The 16,712-nt window shown below is 68.3% G+C and carries 14 protein-coding genes; 9 read left to right on the top strand and 5 right to left on the bottom strand.

The window, feature by feature from the left end; all coding sequences use genetic code 11:
* Nucleotides 1-48 precede the first annotated feature (48 nt).
* From tssH to J2Y49_RS08910, 4 genes are all read right to left on the bottom strand, one after another.
* Nucleotides 49-2,751, bottom strand: a complete 2,703-nt coding sequence (gene tssH / locus J2Y49_RS08895) for a type VI secretion system ATPase TssH (protein WP_310114166.1) — start codon at nt 2,749-2,751, stop codon at nt 49-51.
* A gap of 189 nt (nt 2,752-2,940) precedes the next feature.
* A complete protein-coding gene (locus tag J2Y49_RS08900) occupies nt 2,941-4,008 on the bottom strand; it encodes a methyltransferase domain-containing protein (RefSeq protein WP_310114167.1) in 1,068 nt (355 codons plus the stop codon).
* 4 nt (nt 4,009-4,012) lie between these two features.
* Nucleotides 4,013-4,396: a PAAR domain-containing protein gene (locus tag J2Y49_RS08905; RefSeq protein ID WP_310114169.1), complete on the bottom strand. Its 384-nt coding sequence runs from the start codon at nt 4,394-4,396 to the stop codon at nt 4,013-4,015.
* A gap of 17 nt (nt 4,397-4,413) precedes the next feature.
* Nucleotides 4,414-4,713 carry a hypothetical protein gene (locus J2Y49_RS08910; protein ID WP_310114171.1) on the bottom strand — a complete coding sequence of 100 codons (300 nt, stop codon included), beginning with the start codon at nt 4,711-4,713 and terminating at the stop codon, nt 4,414-4,416.
* 278 nt (nt 4,714-4,991) lie between these two features.
* Between J2Y49_RS08910 and tssA the strand changes: the two genes are divergently transcribed.
* From tssA to J2Y49_RS08955, 9 genes are all read left to right on the top strand, one after another.
* A complete protein-coding gene (gene tssA, locus J2Y49_RS08915; protein ID WP_310114174.1) occupies nt 4,992-6,128 on the top strand; it encodes a type VI secretion system protein TssA in 1,137 nt (378 codons plus the stop codon).
* A 44-nt stretch (nt 6,129-6,172) separates the two neighbouring features.
* A complete protein-coding gene (gene tssB / locus J2Y49_RS08920; protein ID WP_111065970.1) occupies nt 6,173-6,679 on the top strand; it encodes a type VI secretion system contractile sheath small subunit in 507 nt (168 codons plus the stop codon).
* A 4-nt stretch (nt 6,680-6,683) separates the two neighbouring features.
* Nucleotides 6,684-8,177 carry a type VI secretion system contractile sheath large subunit gene (gene tssC, locus J2Y49_RS08925; RefSeq protein ID WP_310114177.1) on the top strand — a complete coding sequence of 498 codons (1,494 nt, stop codon included), beginning with the start codon at nt 6,684-6,686 and terminating at the stop codon, nt 8,175-8,177.
* A 7-nt stretch (nt 8,178-8,184) separates the two neighbouring features.
* Nucleotides 8,185-9,735, top strand: coding sequence for a type VI secretion system contractile sheath large subunit (tssC, locus tag J2Y49_RS08930; RefSeq protein ID WP_310114178.1), 1,551 nt, complete (start codon nt 8,185-8,187; stop codon nt 9,733-9,735).
* Between the two features lie 50 nt (nt 9,736-9,785).
* Complete coding sequence (locus J2Y49_RS08935; RefSeq protein WP_310114180.1) at nt 9,786-10,583, top strand: type VI secretion system accessory protein TagJ; 798 nt, start codon at nt 9,786-9,788, stop codon at nt 10,581-10,583.
* A 211-nt stretch (nt 10,584-10,794) separates the two neighbouring features.
* The gene (gene tssE, locus J2Y49_RS08940) at nt 10,795-11,271 is read left to right on the top strand and encodes a type VI secretion system baseplate subunit TssE (protein WP_111065966.1); all 477 of its coding nucleotides are present in this window, start codon (nt 10,795-10,797) and stop codon (nt 11,269-11,271) included.
* Entirely contained in the window at nt 11,264-13,096 is a 1,833-nt protein-coding gene (tssF, locus tag J2Y49_RS08945) for a type VI secretion system baseplate subunit TssF (protein ID WP_310114182.1), read from the top strand. The genes tssE and tssF overlap by 8 nt, the downstream gene beginning before the upstream one ends.
* The gene (gene tssG, locus J2Y49_RS08950) at nt 13,060-14,145 is read left to right on the top strand and encodes a type VI secretion system baseplate subunit TssG (RefSeq protein WP_310114184.1); all 1,086 of its coding nucleotides are present in this window, start codon (nt 13,060-13,062) and stop codon (nt 14,143-14,145) included. The genes tssF and tssG overlap by 37 nt, the downstream gene beginning before the upstream one ends.
* A gap of 144 nt (nt 14,146-14,289) precedes the next feature.
* On the top strand, nt 14,290-15,831 hold the full coding sequence (locus tag J2Y49_RS08955) for a class I SAM-dependent methyltransferase (RefSeq protein ID WP_310114186.1): 1,542 nt from the start codon (nt 14,290-14,292) through the stop codon (nt 15,829-15,831).
* Between the two features lie 22 nt (nt 15,832-15,853).
* On the opposite strand, the gene J2Y49_RS08960 is transcribed toward J2Y49_RS08955, so the two are convergent.
* Complete coding sequence (locus J2Y49_RS08960; protein ID WP_310114188.1) at nt 15,854-16,591, bottom strand: tetratricopeptide repeat protein; 738 nt, start codon at nt 16,589-16,591, stop codon at nt 15,854-15,856.
* Nucleotides 16,592-16,712: the final 121 nt, after the last annotated feature.

Consider the following 16,712-nt stretch of genomic DNA (forward strand, 5'->3'; position numbering starts at 1 on the left):
CCCGTCGCTTTTCTGCGCGCCCGCCCCGGTCCTCCCGTTTCCATGGCCTCAGGCGATGTCGTAGACGAAGCGGTCTTCGCCATCGACCGAGACGTGGACGCGGGTGATCGGCTCGCCGTCGCCCATGCGGGCGAGGATGCGGGACGAAATCTCCGGCAGAAGCGTGCGGCTCAGGATCGTCTCGATGTTGCGGGCGCCGCTGGAGACCTCCTGGCACCGGTTGACGATGCTCTGGACCAGATCGTCGGAGTAGGAGAAGGCGGCCTTGTAGTTCTGAACCACCCGCTTGGAGATGCGGTTCAACTGCAGGACCACGATCTTCGCCAGATTTTCGTCCGACAGCTGGAAGTACGGGATGACCGTGCAGCGGCCGAGGAAGGCCGGCTTGAAGCTCTTCTGCAGCTCAGGATGCAGGGCCTCCAGCAGCCCCTCGGCGTCGGGCGCGGTCTCCGGGTCGGCGCACAGCTTGTGGATCAGGTCGGTGCCGGCGTTCGACGTCATGATGATGACGGTGTTCTTGAAGTCGATGTCGCGGCCTTCGCCGTCCTTGATCGTGCCCTTGTCGAACACCTGGAAGAAGATGTCCTGCACGCCGGGATGGGCCTTCTCCAGCTCGTCCAGCAGGACGACGCTGTAGGGCCGGCGGCGCACCGCCTCGGTCAGGACGCCGCCTTCGCCGAAGCCGACATAGCCGGGAGGCGAACCGAGCAGGAGCGAGACCTTATGCTCCTCCTTGTACTCGGTCATGTTGATGGTGGTGACGTTCTGCTCGCCGCCATAGATCAGGTCGGCAAGAGTCAGCGCCGTCTCGGTCTTGCCGACGCCGGACGTGCCGACCATCAGGAAGACGCCGATCGGCTTGCGCGGGTCGGTCAGCTTGGCCCGGCTGGTCCACATCGCCTGGGCGATGGCGTCCAGCGCGTGGTCCTGGCCGATGATGCGTTCCTTCATCCGGTCGGCGAGCGACAGAATCGTCTTGATCTCGTTGGAGACCATGCGGCCGACCGGCACGCCGGTCCAGTTGGCGACCACCTCGGCCACCGCCTGCCCGTCCACCGCGACCTTGACCAGCGGATCCTCGCCCTGCAGCGCGGTCAGTTCGGCGGTCAGAGCCGACAGCTTGGCGTTCAGCGCGTCGGCGTCGAGCGGCTCGGCAGGCGCCGTGCCCCCAGTTGCGCCCACTGCGGCCGGGGCCTTCGACTGTTCATGCGCGGCGACCAGCTGGTCGCGCGTCTCGTTGATGGCGCGGACCAGTTCCAGTTCCTTGGTCCAGCGGGCTTCGAGCGCCACCAGATCGGCCTGGGTGGCGGCGATCTTGTCCTTCAGCGCGGCGAGCAGTTCGGCATGGTCGATGCCGATGGCCTCCTCGCGCTCCAGGATCGCGACCTCGGTCTCGGTCAGCTGGATGGTGCGGCGGCGGTCCTCGATGGCCGGCGGCGTCGCGGTCTGGCTCATCGCCACGCGGGCACAGGCGGTATCCAGCAGGCTGACCGCCTTGTCGGGAAGCTGGCGCGCCGGGATGTAGCGGCTGGACAGGCGGACCGATTCGATCAGCCCCTCGGTCACGATGCGGACCTTGTGGTGCTTCTCCAGTGTGGCGGTGAGGCCGCGCATCATGTCGACGGCGACCGGCTCCGCCGGCTCCTCCACCTTCACCACCTGGAAGCGGCGGGTCAGCGCCGGGTCCTTCTCGAAATACTTCTTGTATTCGGCCCAGGTGGTGGCGGCGACGGTGCGCATCTCGCCGCGCGCCAGCGCCGGCTTCAGCAGGTTGGCGGCGTCGTTCTGGCCGGCCTGCCCGCCGGCGCCGATCAGGGTGTGCGCCTCGTCGATGAACATGACGATGGGCTGGCTGGAGCCCTTCACCTCGTCGATCACGCCCTTCAGGCGGTTCTCGAACTCGCCCTTCATGCCGGCGCCGGCCTGCAGCAGGCCGAGGTCGAGCGACAGCAGGCGAACGTTGCGCAGATCCGGCGGCACGTCGCCGGCGGCGATGCGCAGTGCGAAGCCTTCGACCACCGCCGTCTTGCCGACGCCGGCCTCGCCGGTCAGGATCGGGTTGTTCTGGCGGCGGCGGGTCAGCACGTCGATGATCTGGCGGATCTCGGCGTCGCGGCCCAGCACCGGATCGATCTTGCCGTTCTTGGCACGGTCGGTCAGGTCGATGGTGTACTGGTCGAGGTTGGGGGTCGCCCCGCCGACCTTCGGCGCGCCGCCCGCGGCGGCCCCGCCGGCAGCACCGCCCGCCGCTGCGACCGGCGCGCTGGTGCGCGCCTCCGCCGTCTCGGCGACGATCTTGGGCAGATCGCGGCGCAGCACGTCCGCGGTGATCTTCGCGAACTGGCCGGACATGTCGCGCGCCTGGGCCGACAGCGATTCGTCGGACAGCAGGGCCGCCAGCAGATGGCCGGAGCGCACCGCCCCCTCGCCATATTGCAGCGAGGCCAGCACCCATGCCTCGCGCATCAGCTGCACCAGATTGGGCGACAGGGCCGGCGCCCGGCTGTTGCCGGTCTTCAGCTTGTCCAGCACCCGCGTCAGGTCGGCCGACAGCCGGCCGGCGTCGATCTCATAGACACGCAGTATGGCGGAGATGTCGCCGTCGGCGGCACCGATCAGCTGAAGAAGCCAGTGCTCGATCTCGCAATTGTAATGCGTGCGCGACAGCGTCTGTCCGGCCGCAGCCTCCAGCGCCCGCCGGCACAGAGGATTCAGCCGCGAAATCATGCTCTGCAGATCGACCGCCACCATGGCTCCACCCCCTTCGTGTGACTTGCGTGTCTTCAACCCATGCGGGCAGAGCGCCTGCGGCGCCCGCACCAACTCAACCGACCGGCCGGTTCGTCCTGTGGCTGTGCCGCGGACTTTGACCAAGCCATTTCGAAAAATCCACTGCTATGCTTCGCAATAAGACTGAAACTTCTTCGCTTCCTTCGCGATTTATGCACGTAACATCATCAGATGCGTTCTATATTGCATGATGGCGCGGTCATGCATCCGAACCGTCCAAGAAATATCGCTCGGCTCCCCCAAAAGCTGCAGGCGCTCGACCGATTGCGGGTGGGCGCCCGGCGTCAGCAGCCGCGCCAGCACGGCCTCGCAACGGCCGGCATCGTCGCCGCGCTGCGAATGGCCGCCCAGCCAGGCTTCGACCGGCGTCGCCTGCGTCGACCAGTCGAAAGGCGTCGCCAGCACCGCGCCGCCGCCGTCCGCCACCATGCCGTCGATGGCGCGCAGCAGGGCCGGCGGCGAGGCGACGCAGTCCAGCACGTTCATCGCCGCGACCAGGGCGAAGCCGCGCGGGGCGAAGGGCGGGAACAGCGCGTCGCCGATCCAGAAATCCACCCGCTCCGTCCCGGCGAACCGCGCCTCGATCCGCTGCCGGTCATAGGCGATGCCGGACCGGCGCAGCGGGAACACAGCCTCCCCCCGCTCCATCACCCGCCGCGCCAGCATCAGCAGCGGCCAATGCAGATCGAGGCCGAGCACCAGATCCTCCCCCCGCGCCGCCAGCTCGAAGCTGGTCCGTCCGGCGCCGCAGCCGAGATCCAGCGCCGGGCCGGCCGGCAGCGGACCCAGCCGCTCCAGCCCGGCGGCGAGGCAGCGGACGATCGATCCGGCCTGCCCGTCCGGCGTGGCGGGATCGAGGTCGCCGTAATGGTCCCAGCCATAGCTGGACAGATGCTGACGGGTGGCGTTGAAGGCGCTGTCGGGACCGAACCCGTCACCCAGCACCCCTTCCATCGCCGCCGGGATGTCGGTGCGCGTGGTCAGCAGATGCCCGTTCGCCGCCATCCAGCCGCGCAGGTCCGGCACCAGGATCGGAGCGCCGTCGACGATGGGGTATTCCATCGCGCAAGCGTCGTCGCCGCAGACCAGCGTTCCCCAGCGCACGGCGTCGGCGCCGGCCGCCTCCACGATGCCGAGCGCCAGCGGCACCGCCACGCCGCGGGTGGCGAGGCAGCGCGGACAGACCGGGCGCAGACGCTCGAAATGGGAAAGGCGCATGCGGTCAGCCGCCGATGATGACGGTCGGACAGCCGGGCGGCATCACCTTGCCCACCGGGGCGGGGATCGGCGCGACGCAGCTCACATGGGCGGTCATGTCGTTGATGCGCGCCGCCGGCAGGTTGTTGATCAGCACCGTAGCCGATCCTTGAGAGATCATGCCCGGCCCGGCCGGAACGCAGCCCGGCAGCACGCAGGGGGCGGAGATGTCGGTCAGCCGCGCGGCCGGCATTTTTCCGATCAGCACCGTCGGGCTGCCCAGCACGATCGCCAGCGGCAAGCCGGGATGCGGCGCCGGCGCCGGCACCGGGGCCGGCGGGTGGATCGGTGCGTGGCAGTGCGGCGTGTCCTGCTTGATCAGGTCGCCGAGGCGGGCGGCGGGCGGCATCTGGTGTCTCCGGCCGGTCAGAACGGCGATTCACCCGACGCCACCGGGGCGCCGAGCAGCGAGGACGCGGGATCATACCCGGGCGGCGGCAGGACCTGTTTGCCGGCGCGGAACAGCGTCCGCGCAACCACCGTCTCCCCATCCTCAGCAAAGAAGAGGCAGGGCCCCTCCAGCATCCCGTCGGCGATGCCGACCCGCGCGACCAAGCGGCCGGACGGATCGCGCCTTTCAATCAGAACGGGAGAAACGCCTCCAAGGCTTTCCACCGGAACGGCAGCGATGCCCGAGGTTGCAGATGGAATGGCGTCAGGAGTCATTGCAAATGGGGTCCCGGGAAGGGTTCATTCCGACGTCAGGCGAACAGCATTCATCCGCAATTGCGTTTCGTCAAGCTCATAGGGGTAGCCCGGGCGCTGATTTGTTACGCAACTGCAATATTCTATTCGGCAGCCCCCGAAATGACGAATAGCCTTGTCGAACCATCGGAAGTAACGCTATCAATTTCCCGGCACGAACGCTTACCCCCTAATCGGCGGGCTCCGCTACCTGCGGCTCTGACCTTCTTCATATGAATGTGGAAAGGGTGCTTTCCTTCATGCCGACACCGCAGATTTTCGACATCGAAGAGCTTTTGCAGCCGATCGAGGGCGATTCCGAATGTGGAATCGACCTGCGCGAGAATGCCTCGGCCGACTACTACACCGTCAAGGATGCCCGCAGCGCCGCCCGCGCCGCCGAACGGTCCATGGATGTGGAGGACGACGCCGGCGGCCTTCTGCCGGAATGGCGCACCATTTTGGAGGTCAGCCCGCGGATCCTGCGCACCCAGGCGAAGGATCTGGAGGTCACCGCCTGGTTCATCGAGGCGCTGCTGCGGGCGGAGGGTTACGCCGGACTGCGCGACGGCTTCGCCCTGGCCCGCGGACTGGTGGAGCGGTTCTGGGACAACCTGTACCCGGCCCCGGACGAAGACGGCATCGCCACCCGCGTCGGCCCGCTGACCGGCCTGAACGGCGAATCGGCAGACGGCACGCTGATCCAGCCGGTCCGCAAGGTGCCGCTGACCTTGGGCGACATTCCCTATTCGCTCTGGCAGTACGAACAGGCCATCGAACTGGCGAAGATCACCGACGAGGCGCGCCGTCAGGCGCGCATCGACAACGGCGCCGTCACCTGGGAACAGTTCGAGCAGAGCGTCCGGGAGACGCCGGCCTCCGAATTCAAGACTCTGCTGGAGGACATCCAGGGCGCCATCGACGAGTTCGAGGCGCTGGGCAAAATCCTCTACGACAAGGCCGGCTATGACGCGCCGCCGGCCGGCAACATCCGCAACGTCCTGACGGCGGCGCTCGACGCGGTGAACTACGCCGCGCGCGACCGCTTGGCGACGCTGGGCGGCGACGAGCCCGCCGCGGCGGAGGCCGCCTCCACGTCCACCGAACTGGTCGCGACCGGCGGCGCGATCGTGGCGGCCGGCGCCAAGGCACAGGCGAGCGGGGCTGTGACAACGCGCGAGGAGGCCTTCAAGGTCCTCTTGCAGGTCGCCGATTTCTTCCGCAAGACGGAACCCCATTCCCCCATCTCCTACACGTTGGAGGAGGTGGTCCGCCGCGGCCGCATGTCGTTGCAGGAACTCCTGATGGAGCTCATCACCGACGAGGAAACACGGCGGCAGTTCTTCATCGCGTCCGGCGCCAAGGCGCCGCCGCCGGCAGAGCAATCAGGGTATTGACGATCACCGCCTATCCTACGGCGTGAGCAGGGAGGTCCGATAACATGGCGAGTATCCACCAGAAGCTGGATCGCGTGCGCAAGCCCCGCGTCCACATCACCTACGACGTCGAGACCGAAGGCGCGACCGTCGTCAAGGAGCTGCCCTTCGTCGTGGGCGTGCTCGGCGACTTCTCGGGCGACCCGACGGAACCGCTGAAGCCCCTGAAGGACCGCAAGTTCATTCAGATCGACCGCGACAACTTCAACGACGTCATGGCCCGCATGACGCCCGGCCTGAAGATGAAGGTCGACAACACGCTCGCCGACGACGGCACCCAGCTGTCGGTCGATCTCGCCTTCAAGTCGATGGAGGATTTCGAGCCGGGCCGCGTCGTGCAGCAGGTCGAGCCGCTGCGCAAGCTGCTGGAGACCCGCAACCAGCTGCGCGACCTGCTGAGCAAGGCCGACCGCTCGGAAGAGCTGGAAGGCCTGCTGGAGCGCGTGCTGCAGAACACCGACGAGCTGGCCGCGCTGAGCGGCGAGCTCGGCACCGAGAAGAAGGAGGGTTGATCCGATGAGCGACGCTCAGACCCAGGGCTCGGCCGCCGCCGGCGCCGTTGCCGAAGGCACCGGCCTCTCGATTCTCGACCAGGCCATCGCCGCCACCAAGCAGACCGAGCCGGACCGCGCGCAGGAGCTGCTGCGCACCCTGACCCAGGAAGCGCTGGCCGGCACGGTCACCTTCAACAAGAACCTGGGCCAGACGATCAACAAGGCGATCGCCGCGATCGACGCCAAGATCAGCAAGCAGCTCAACGCCATCATGCACCACGAGAAGTTCCAGAAGCTGGAAGGCTCGTGGCGCGGCCTGAACTATCTGGTCATGAACTCGGAGACGGGCTCCACGCTCAAGATCCGCGTCATGAACTGCCCGAAGAAGGACCTGTACAAGGACATCTCGAAGGCGGTCGAGTTCGACCAGAGCAACCTGTTCAAGAAGATCTACGAGAACGAGTTCGGCATCGCCGGCGGCGAACCCTACGGCGCCCTGATCGGCGACTACGAGTTCACCAACCACCCCGACGACATGGAGCTGCTGACCGGCGTCTCCAACGTCGCGGCGGCCGCCTTCGCGCCCTTCATCTCGGCCGCCAGCCCGAAGCTGTTCGGCTTCGAGGACATGACCGAGCTGTCGAAGCCGCGCGACCTGGAGAAGATCTTCGACAGCGTCGAGTACACCAAGTGGCGCAGCTTCCGTGAGAGCGACGACAGCCGCTTCGTCACGCTGACCATGCCGCGCGTGCTCGCCCGCATGCCCTACGGCGCCAACACCAAGCCGATCGAGGAGTTCGAGTACGAGGAGGCTCCGTACGAAGGCGGTATCGCCCGGCCGATGGCCCACAACGATTACTGCTGGATGAACGCCTCCTACGCGATGGGCCAGCGCCTGACCAACGCCTTCTCGCAGTATGGCTGGTGCACGGCCATCCGCGGCGCCGAAGGCGGCGGCAAGGTGGAGAACCTCCCCTTCCACACCTTCACCTCCGACGACGGCGACAGCGACGCCAAGTGCCCGACCGAGATCGGCATCACCGACCGCCGCGAGGCCGAGCTGTCGAAGCTGGGCTTCCTGCCGCTCTGCCACTACAAGAACCAGGACTACGCCGTCTTCTTCGGCGCCCAGACCACGCAGAAGCCCAAGAAGTACGACCGGCCGGAGGCGACCGCGAACGCCGCGATCTCCGCCCGCCTGCCCTACATCATGGCGACCTCGCGTTTCGCCCATTACCTGAAGATCATGGCGCGCGACAAGATCGGCTCCTTCATGGAGGCGAGCGACTGCGAGGCGTGGCTGAACCGCTGGATCCTGAACTACGTCAACGGCAACGAAGCCGCGGGCCAGGAGATGAAGGCGAAGTACCCGCTGGCCGAGGCCAAGGTGCAGGTGAAGGAGATCCCGGGCAAGCCCGGCTCCTACAACGCCGTCGCCTGGATGCGCCCGTGGCTGCAGATGGAGGAACTGACCACCTCCATGCGCATGGTCGCCCGCATCCCGCAGGCCGGCTGATAGCCGCATGACCGGGCACGCGGCCGAAATTCATGCCGACGATGCGGAGGCGACGGTCCTTGAACGGCCGTTGCGTCTGCGGGCTGTCGACATGGCGCTCGGCCGCGACGATGCCGGCCCGCTCGACGCCTTCCTGGCGGCCAATGGCCCTGGGGAGGCGCTGCGGCTGTGGTTCGGCATCACGCTTCCCGTTCATGACAGCCTGGACAAGCTGCGCGCCGCGCTCGACCGCGACATCGCGGCGATCGATGCGCTGCTGTCCGAACAGGTCAACGCTATCCTGCACCACAAGCGCTTCCAGTCGCTGGAAGGCTCGTGGCGCGGGGTGCGCACGCTGGTGAAGCAGGCGCAGAACGCCGAGACGGTGGTGCTGCGCCTGCTCAGCCTGACCTGGCCCGAACTGTGCCGCGACCAGGAACGCGCCATCGAGTTCGACCAGAGCCAGCTGTTCAACAAGGTCTACAGCGACGAGTTCGGCATGCCCGGCGGCCGTCCCTTCGGCGTCCTGCTGTGCGATTATGCCGTCCAGCACCGCCCGACCAAAGAGCGGCCGACCGACGACGTATCCGGCCTCAAGGGGCTGGCGCAGGTCGCCGCCGCCGCCTTCGCGCCGGCCATCGTCGGCGCGGCGCCGGAGCTGTTCGGCCTGGAGACCTTTCACGAGCTCGGCCTGCCGCTCGATCTCAAGTCGGTGCTGCGGCAGACGGAATACCAGCGCTGGCAGCGCTTCCAGGAAACCGAGGATTCGCGGTTCGTCGGCGTGGCCTTGCCGCGCGTGCTGATGCGCGAACCCTATGGCGACGATCCGCAGGCCCGCCACGGCTTCCGCTTCCGCGAGGAATCGGTGGGCGGCGAGGGAGGAATGCGGCTGGAGGACCATTGCTGGGGCAATGCCGTCTACGCCTTCGGCACCGTGCTGATCCGCTCCTTCCTGCAGCATGGCTGGTTCGCCGACATCCGCGGCGCCCAGCGCGACGTGGTGGGCGGCGGGCTGGTGACCGAGCTGGTCGTGCCGGATTTCGCCACCGACAGCATCAAGGTGGCGCAGAAATTCTCGGTCGAGGTCTCGATCTCCGACCAGCTGGAGCGCGATCTCGACGACCTGGGCTTCATCCCGGTCAGCCGCTGCAAGGACACACCCTATCTGGTCTTCTACGGCAACCAGTCGGTCCAGCGGGTCGGCCAGTTCACCACCACGACGGCGACGGCCAACGCCCGGCTGTCGGCGATGCTGCGCTACATGTTCTGCGTCGCGCGCTTCGCCCATTTCCTGAAGGTGATGGTGCGCGACCGCGTCGGCTCCTTCGTCACGCCGGAGGAATGCGAGCGCGACCTACAGAGCTGGCTGCACGGCTACTGCCTGGGCAACGACGACGCCAGCCTGGACCAGAAGGCCCGCTATCCCCTGCGCGAGGGCAGCATCCAGGTCCGCGCCATTCCGGGCAAGCCCGGCAACTACCAATGCGTCATCCATCTTCGGCCGCACTTCCAGCTGGATCAGGTCTTCTCGACCTTCAAGCTGGTGACGGAGCTGGCCCAAACCGGCGGCGCGGCCTGACCCGACCGTCAACCGAAGTCAGGCGCTCCATCCAGGGAGAGATACAGACCATGAGCGAAACCGCAGCCCAGCTGTTCCAGGCGGGCCGCCTCGACGAGGCGATCACCACGCTGAACGGCGAGATCAAGAAGAAGCCGACCGATCTCGACCGCCGCGTCTTCCTGGCCGAGTTGCTGAGCTTCGCCGGCAATCTGGAGCGCGCCGACCTGCAGCTCGACACCATCGGCACGCAGGAGCCGCAGGTGGCCGTCACCATGGCGCTGTTCCGCCAACTGGTGCGGGCCGAGCAGGCCCGGCGCCAACTGTTCGCCGACGGCCGCGTTCCGGAATTCATCGACCAGCCGGCCGATCATCTGCGCCTGCATCTGGAGGCCCTGGTCGCACTGCGGTCCGGCGACACCGCCGACGCGGTGGCGAAGCTGGCCCAGGCCGAAGAGATGCGCCCGCCGGTGTCCGGCAGCCATGACGGCACGCCCTTCGACGATTTCCGTGACCTGGACGACCTGACCGGCGGCTTTTTCGAGGTCTACACCAGCACCGGCAAGTATTTCTGGATCGCCACCGAGACCGTGGAGCAGGTCGAGTTCCGCGCGCCCCAGCGCCCGCGCGACCTGCTGTGGCGCCCGGCCCACATGGTGGTGCGCGGCGGCCCGGACGGCGAGGTCTATCTGCCCACGCTCTACGGCGGCGCCCCGGCCGATGCCGAGGATGCGCTCAAGCTGGGCCGGGCGACGGAGTGGTCGGAGGACGCGCCGGTGCGCGGGATCGGCCAGCGCTGCTTCCTCGTCGGCGAGGAGAGCGTGCCGATGCTGCAGCTGGGCACGCTGGAGTTCTCGGGGGCGGTGTAAAGCCTTTCCCGCCGGTGCCCCCACCTAACCTCCCCCGCTCTCAGCGGACCTACGGTCCGCCTGCCGCGTCAGCACAAAGCATAGCTTTGTGCGAGAGCTGGGCGGGGGAGGGACTGCCGTCGCTCTCCCGCATCAGCACCTATCCCCTCCCCCGCCCAGCGGGGGAGGGTTAGGGTGGGGGCAAGCACTTAAGTGCCATCCAAAGGTCACCATGGATCGCAACCAGTCCATCACCCTGTCCGTCCTGGACCGTCTGCTCGACGACACGCCGGAGCATGTGGCGCCGCGGCCGCACACCGTGGCGGACCTGCGGGCGGCGATCCGGCGCGACCTGGAGAACCTGCTGAACACCCGGCGGCGGGTGCTGGGCTGGCCGGACGACCTGACGGAGCTGGCGGATTCGATCCTCGGCTATGGCTGCCACGACCTGCTGGTGGAGAATGTCGCCACCGAATCCCGCCGGCGCGAGGTGGTGGCGCAGATCGAGGCGGCGATCCGCCGGTGGGAGCCGCGCTTCGCCCATCTGGCGGTGAGCATGGTCGAGAACAGCGATCCGGCCGACCGCACGCTGCGCTTCCGGATCGAGGCGCTGATCCATGCCGATCCGGCGCCCGAGCCGATGGTCTTCGATTCGGTGGTCGATCCCACATCCAACATGGTCACCGTGACGAGCAAGGCCCGTGGCTGACGAACTCCTCCCATACTACAACCGCGAGCTGACCTATCTGCGCCGCATGGCGGCGGAGTTCTCGGAGGCGCATCCGAAGATCGCCGGCCGCCTGCGGCTCAGCGCCGATGCGGTGGAGGACCCGCATGTCGCCCGGCTGCTGGAGGGCGTCGCCTTCCTCAACGCCCGCATCAGCCGCAAGCTGGACGACGAGTATCCGGAGTTGGTGGACACGCTGCTCGACGTGCTCTACCCGCATTATCTGGCGCCGATCCCGTCGATGGCGGTGGTGCAGATGAAGAGCAGCGCGGACCTGACCGGCTCGCACACCGTACCCAAGGGGACGGAACTGGAGACGGAGGCGCTGCGCGGGGAGACCTGCCGCTTCCGCACCGTCTATCCCGCGACCCTGTGGCCGATCGAGCTGGACCAGGCGGTGCTCGCCGGCCGGCCGCTGGTGGCGCCGCCCAACCCACGGGCGGGCGACGCGGTGGCCTCGCTGCGCCTCACTCTGCGCTGCCGCGTGCCGGAGATGACCTTCACGGAACTGGCGCCGGACACCCTGCGCTTCTTCCTGCGCGGCCAGCCGCAGCAGGTCTATGCCCTGCACGAGTTGATCTTCAACAACGCCGTCTCGGTGGCGCTGGCCGACGACCCGCAGGATCCGAACGCGGTGATCCTCGGCCCCGACGCCATCCGCCCGGTGGGATTCCGCGACGAGGAGGGCATGCTGCCCTACCCCGCCCGCTCCCATGGCGGCTATCGGCTGCTGACCGAATATTTCGCCTTCCCGGAGAAGTTCCTCTTCTTCGACCTGCATGTATCGCCGAAGGTGCTGCGCCGCGCCGGCAACACGCTGGAGATCTTCATCTACCTGAACACCACCGACGGCGACCTGGAGCGCGCGGTGTCGAAGGACAATTTCGCGCTGGGCTGCACCCCGGTGGTCAACCTGTTCCGCCAGCGGGCGGAGCCGGTCGCCCTGACCCAGACCCAGCACGACCACCGCGTCGTCCCCGATGCCCGCCGACCCGGCGCGCTGGAGGTCTATTCGGTCGACAGCGTGCTGGCCACCGATCCCGACGGCAAGCAGCGGCGCTTCCTGCCCTTCTACGGCCTGCGCCACGGCGGCGTCGAAGCGGTCAGCCGCACCTACTACACCGCCAGCCGCCGCCCGGCGGGTGGACGCGATCCCGGCACCGAGGTGCATCTGGCGCTGGTCGATCTCGACTTCGACCCGTCGAGCCCGGCGGAGTCCGTGCTGTCGGTGGAGACGACCTGCCTCAACCGCGATCTGCCGGGGCAACTGCCCTATGGCGGCGGTCACCCGCATCTGAAGCTGACGGAGGGGATGGCGGCGGTCGCCGGTCTGTCCTGCCTGACGCCGCCGACGCCGACCCTGCGCATCGCCGAACGCAAGGGCCATCGCTGGCGCCTCGTCTCACACCTGCTGCTGAACCACCTGTCGATCTCCGGCGGGGCGGAGGGGACGGAGGCGTTGCGCGAGATCCTGCGGCTCTACGATTTCCGCGATTCGGCCGAGACCCGCGGCATCGCCGACGGCATCGTCAGGGTGACGACCAAGCGCGGCACCGCGCGGGCACCGTCCCGGCCGGGCGATGTCGCCTGGGGCGACGCCATGTGCCGCGGCATCGATGTCGGCATCGAATTCGACCCGCAACGCTTCAGCGGCAGCGGCATGTTCCTGCTGGCGATGATCCTCGACCATTTCCTGGGGCTGTACTGCTCGATCAATTCCTTCACGCGGCTGACCGCTACGGTCAAGGGCCGCACCGGAGTGCTCCGCACATGGCCCGCCCGCGCCGGCAACCGCCCGCTTCTGTAATCGACCGGCTGTTCCGCGCCCCCCACCGCTTCGACTTCTTCCAGGCGGTGCGGGTGCTGGAATGGCAGGCCCGCCGCGATGCGCGCGACCCGCGCAACACCCGCCGCCATGCCGTGGGCCACGACCATGACCCGCGCGAGGAGGTGGTGCGCCTGCGCGCCGAGACCTCGCTGACCTTCCCCGGCAACCAGGTGGCGGGGGCGGAACCCGGAGTTGACGGCCGGCCGCCGACACTGGTCGGCGCCTTCCTGGGGCTGGTCGGGCCGCTGGGCGTTCTGCCGCAGCATTATACCGAACTGATGATCCGCAGCTTGCGCGAGCGGAACCGGGCGCTGCGCGATTTCTTCGACGTCTTCCATCACCGCAGTTTCTCGCTGTTCTACCGCGCCTGGGCGAAGTACCGGCTGCCGGTGTCCTTCGAGCGCGGCCAGGGATTGCGCGAACCCGATCCGGTCAGCACCACGCTGTCCAGCTTCGTCGGCATCGGCCAGCCGTCGCTGACCAAGCGGCTGCTGGTGGAGGACGAGACCCTTCTGCACTATTCCGGCCTGATGTCGCGCGGAACGCGCTCAGCCAACGACCTGCAGGAGATGCTGTCCGATTTCCTCGGCCGGCCGGTGACGGTGGAGAGCTTCGTCGGCGGCTGGCTGCCCATCGCGCCGGACGGCCAGACCCGCCTGCCCAGCCTGTCGGACCCCGAGGGCCAGCATTGCCGGCTGGGGATCGACGCGCTGGCCGGCGACCGCGCCTGGGATGTCCAGGGGAAGTTCCGCCTGCGCATCGGCCCGCTGAACCACGACCAGTTCCGCGACTTCATGCCGGAAGGCCGCGAGTTCCGGAAGCTGCAGGATCTGGTCCGCATGTATGTCGGGCCGGAACTGGATTTCGAGCTTCAGGTGAGCCTGCTGGCCGCCGAGGTGCCCGCCGCCCGGCTGGGCGCCGGCGAGAACGATGCCGACGGCACGCGGCTCGGCTGGAACGGCTGGGTGCTGCACGCGCCGAGCCCGGTCGAGCGCAAGGACGCGGTTTTTCCGATGCAGGATTTGTGAGTGGTTGCCCGCGTGCCCCCACCCTCCCGCTTCGCGGGTCCCTCCCTCCCCCGCTTCGCAAGGGAGGGACAATTTGCCCCCTCCCCCGCCCAGCGGGGGAGGGTTGGGGTGGGGGCCGACGGCTTGAGCTGAAACGAGGACCCAATGAGCGACTGGAGCGCCGGCTATGTGTCGGACATCGAATATCTGCCGGGCTTCTACCGTGAACAGGGGCCGGCGCATCTGACGCTGAGCTGCCTGATCAACGGCATCGCCCCGCCCTCCACGGCCAACGGGTTCGACTATTGCGAACTCGGCTGCGGCCACGGCACGACGGTGTCGCTGTTCGCGGCGGCCAACCCGCAGGGGCGGTTCCATGCGGTGGACTTCCACCCCGCCCACATCGCCCGCGCCCGCGACGCGGCCGAGGCGGCCGGCCTGACCAACATCAGCTTCCATGAGGCGAGCTTCGCCGAGATGGCCGATGGCGAGGGGCCGGACCTGCCGGAGTTCGACTTCGTCACGCTGCACGGCGTCTACAGCTGGGTCAGCCCGATGAACCGCGGCGCCATCGCGCGCTTCCTGGCGAAGAAGCTGAAGCCGGGCGGGCTGGTCTATGTCAGCTACAACGCCATGCCCGGCTGGGCGCCGATGATGCCGCTGCAGCGCCTGCTGTACGAGTATTCGGGGCTGGTTCACCAGCGCAGCGACGTGCAGGTGAAGGCCGGCCTGGACTTCGCCGAACAGCTCTACAAGGCCGGCGCCAAGATCCTCGGCGACGAGGCGATGTTCGGCAAGCTGCGCGGCGAGACCAAGGCCAAGAACAACGCCGAGCAGTCGGTCTATCTGGCGCATGAATACCTGAACGGAAGCTGGCAGCCGCTCTACCACGTCGATGTCGCGCGCGAGCTGGGCGAAGCGAAGCTGACCTATGCCGGCTCGGCAACCCTGTTCGAGAACTATCCCGACCTGTCGCTGACGCCCGACCAGCGCACGGCACTGGACAGCATCGGCGTGCCCAGCCTGCGAGAGACCTTCAAGGATTACTGCGTCGGCCGCCCCTTCCGCCGCGACGTGTTCGTCCGCGGCGCCCGGCGCATCAGCGTGGCAAAGCGCGACGCGATGCTGATGGACATGGCGATGGCGATGATCATCCCGCGCGCCGACGCCCGCACCACCATCCAGGTGCCGCTGGGCGAGGCGACGCTGGAGGCCAAGCATTACGAGCCGATCTTCGACGCGCTGGCCGAGGGCCCCCGCCGCATCGGCGATCTGATGGAGCTGCCGGAAATCCGGCGGGCCGGCGGCAACCTTTCGGCGGTGGAGATCGCCGGCATGCTGACCGGCTCCAGCCAAGCCATTCCAGTTCCGAACCCGCCGGAAACGGTGACGCCGCTGCCCGGCGTGCTGGCCCACAACCGCGCCGCCGCCAATGAACTCGCCACCAGCGAGGGACGCAAGAGCACCGCGCTGGCCGCATCGATCGGCGGCGCCGGCCTGCATGTCAGCACGATGGAGGCGCTGCTCTATGACGGCCTCGGCGAAGGCGTGCCGGAGACGCTGGACGCGCTGGTCGCCCACGCCATGCGCCGCCTGGATGCGCCGGAGAATGCCGACGAGACCAGCCGCAAGGCCATCGCCGACAGCATGGGCTGGTGCATGGCCAACAGCCTGCCGGTCTGGCGCAAGCTGGGCATGATCGGATGAGGCGTCCCGCATACGCCGGGCGTCAGCCCGGCGGCATCGCTCCGGCATGGGCGCCCTGCATGGGGCGCCGTTCCGCCTGATGCTGCCAGCCGATCGCCTCCTCCTCCCAGCCCTCGCCATCCTCGGCGGCCGGATCGGATGCCGCGCGCAGGTCGGCGAGCGCCGCCAGCGCATCGCGGTCGCCGGCGGCCGCGGCGGCCTGCATCCACAGCGCGGCTTCGGCCGGGTCGCGCCCGGTGCCGACCCCCTCGCGCAGGCACAGGGCGAGGCGGTATTGCGCGGCGGGGTGCCCTTGTCCGGCGGCGGCGCGCAGCCAATGAACGGCTTCCGCCTCGTCCCGGTCCACCCCGCGGCCGTCGAGCAGAAGCAGGGCGAGGTTGACCTGGGCGGCGGCCGACTGCTGCAGGGCGGCAAGCCGGTACCACAGCGCCGCCTTGGCCGGGTTGCACGGCACGCCGGCGCCATGTTCATGCATGTAGCCGAGGTTGTTCTGCGCCCCGACATCGCCCTTCGCAGCGGCGCGGCGGTACCAGGACACCGCCCGGCCCGGATCGGGCGGCACGCCGATGCCGTTGGCGAGCAGGAAGGCCAGCATGGTCTGGGCGGCGACATGGCCCTGGCGGGCCGCGCGCCGATACCAGGGAATCGCGGCGGCGACATCGCCCGACCGCAGCGATTCGGCGAGCTGGTACTGCGCCTCGCTGTCGCCCAGTTCGGCTTTCATCCGGGTCCAGAGCGTGGGCATGGCAAGCTTGGACATGGCGCTGGCACCTTCGACAATTGTCCCCCGAGCTCTCGCTCCACCAACAGCGCGCGAACGGATTTTATTCCATTCGCTTCACAGTTGCGGAACAGCCCCTGCGCCCGAGTCTGTCCCCCCG

Source organism: Azospirillum sp. BE72 (assembly GCF_031455875.1).
Taxonomy (GTDB): domain Bacteria; phylum Pseudomonadota; class Alphaproteobacteria; order Azospirillales; family Azospirillaceae; genus Azospirillum.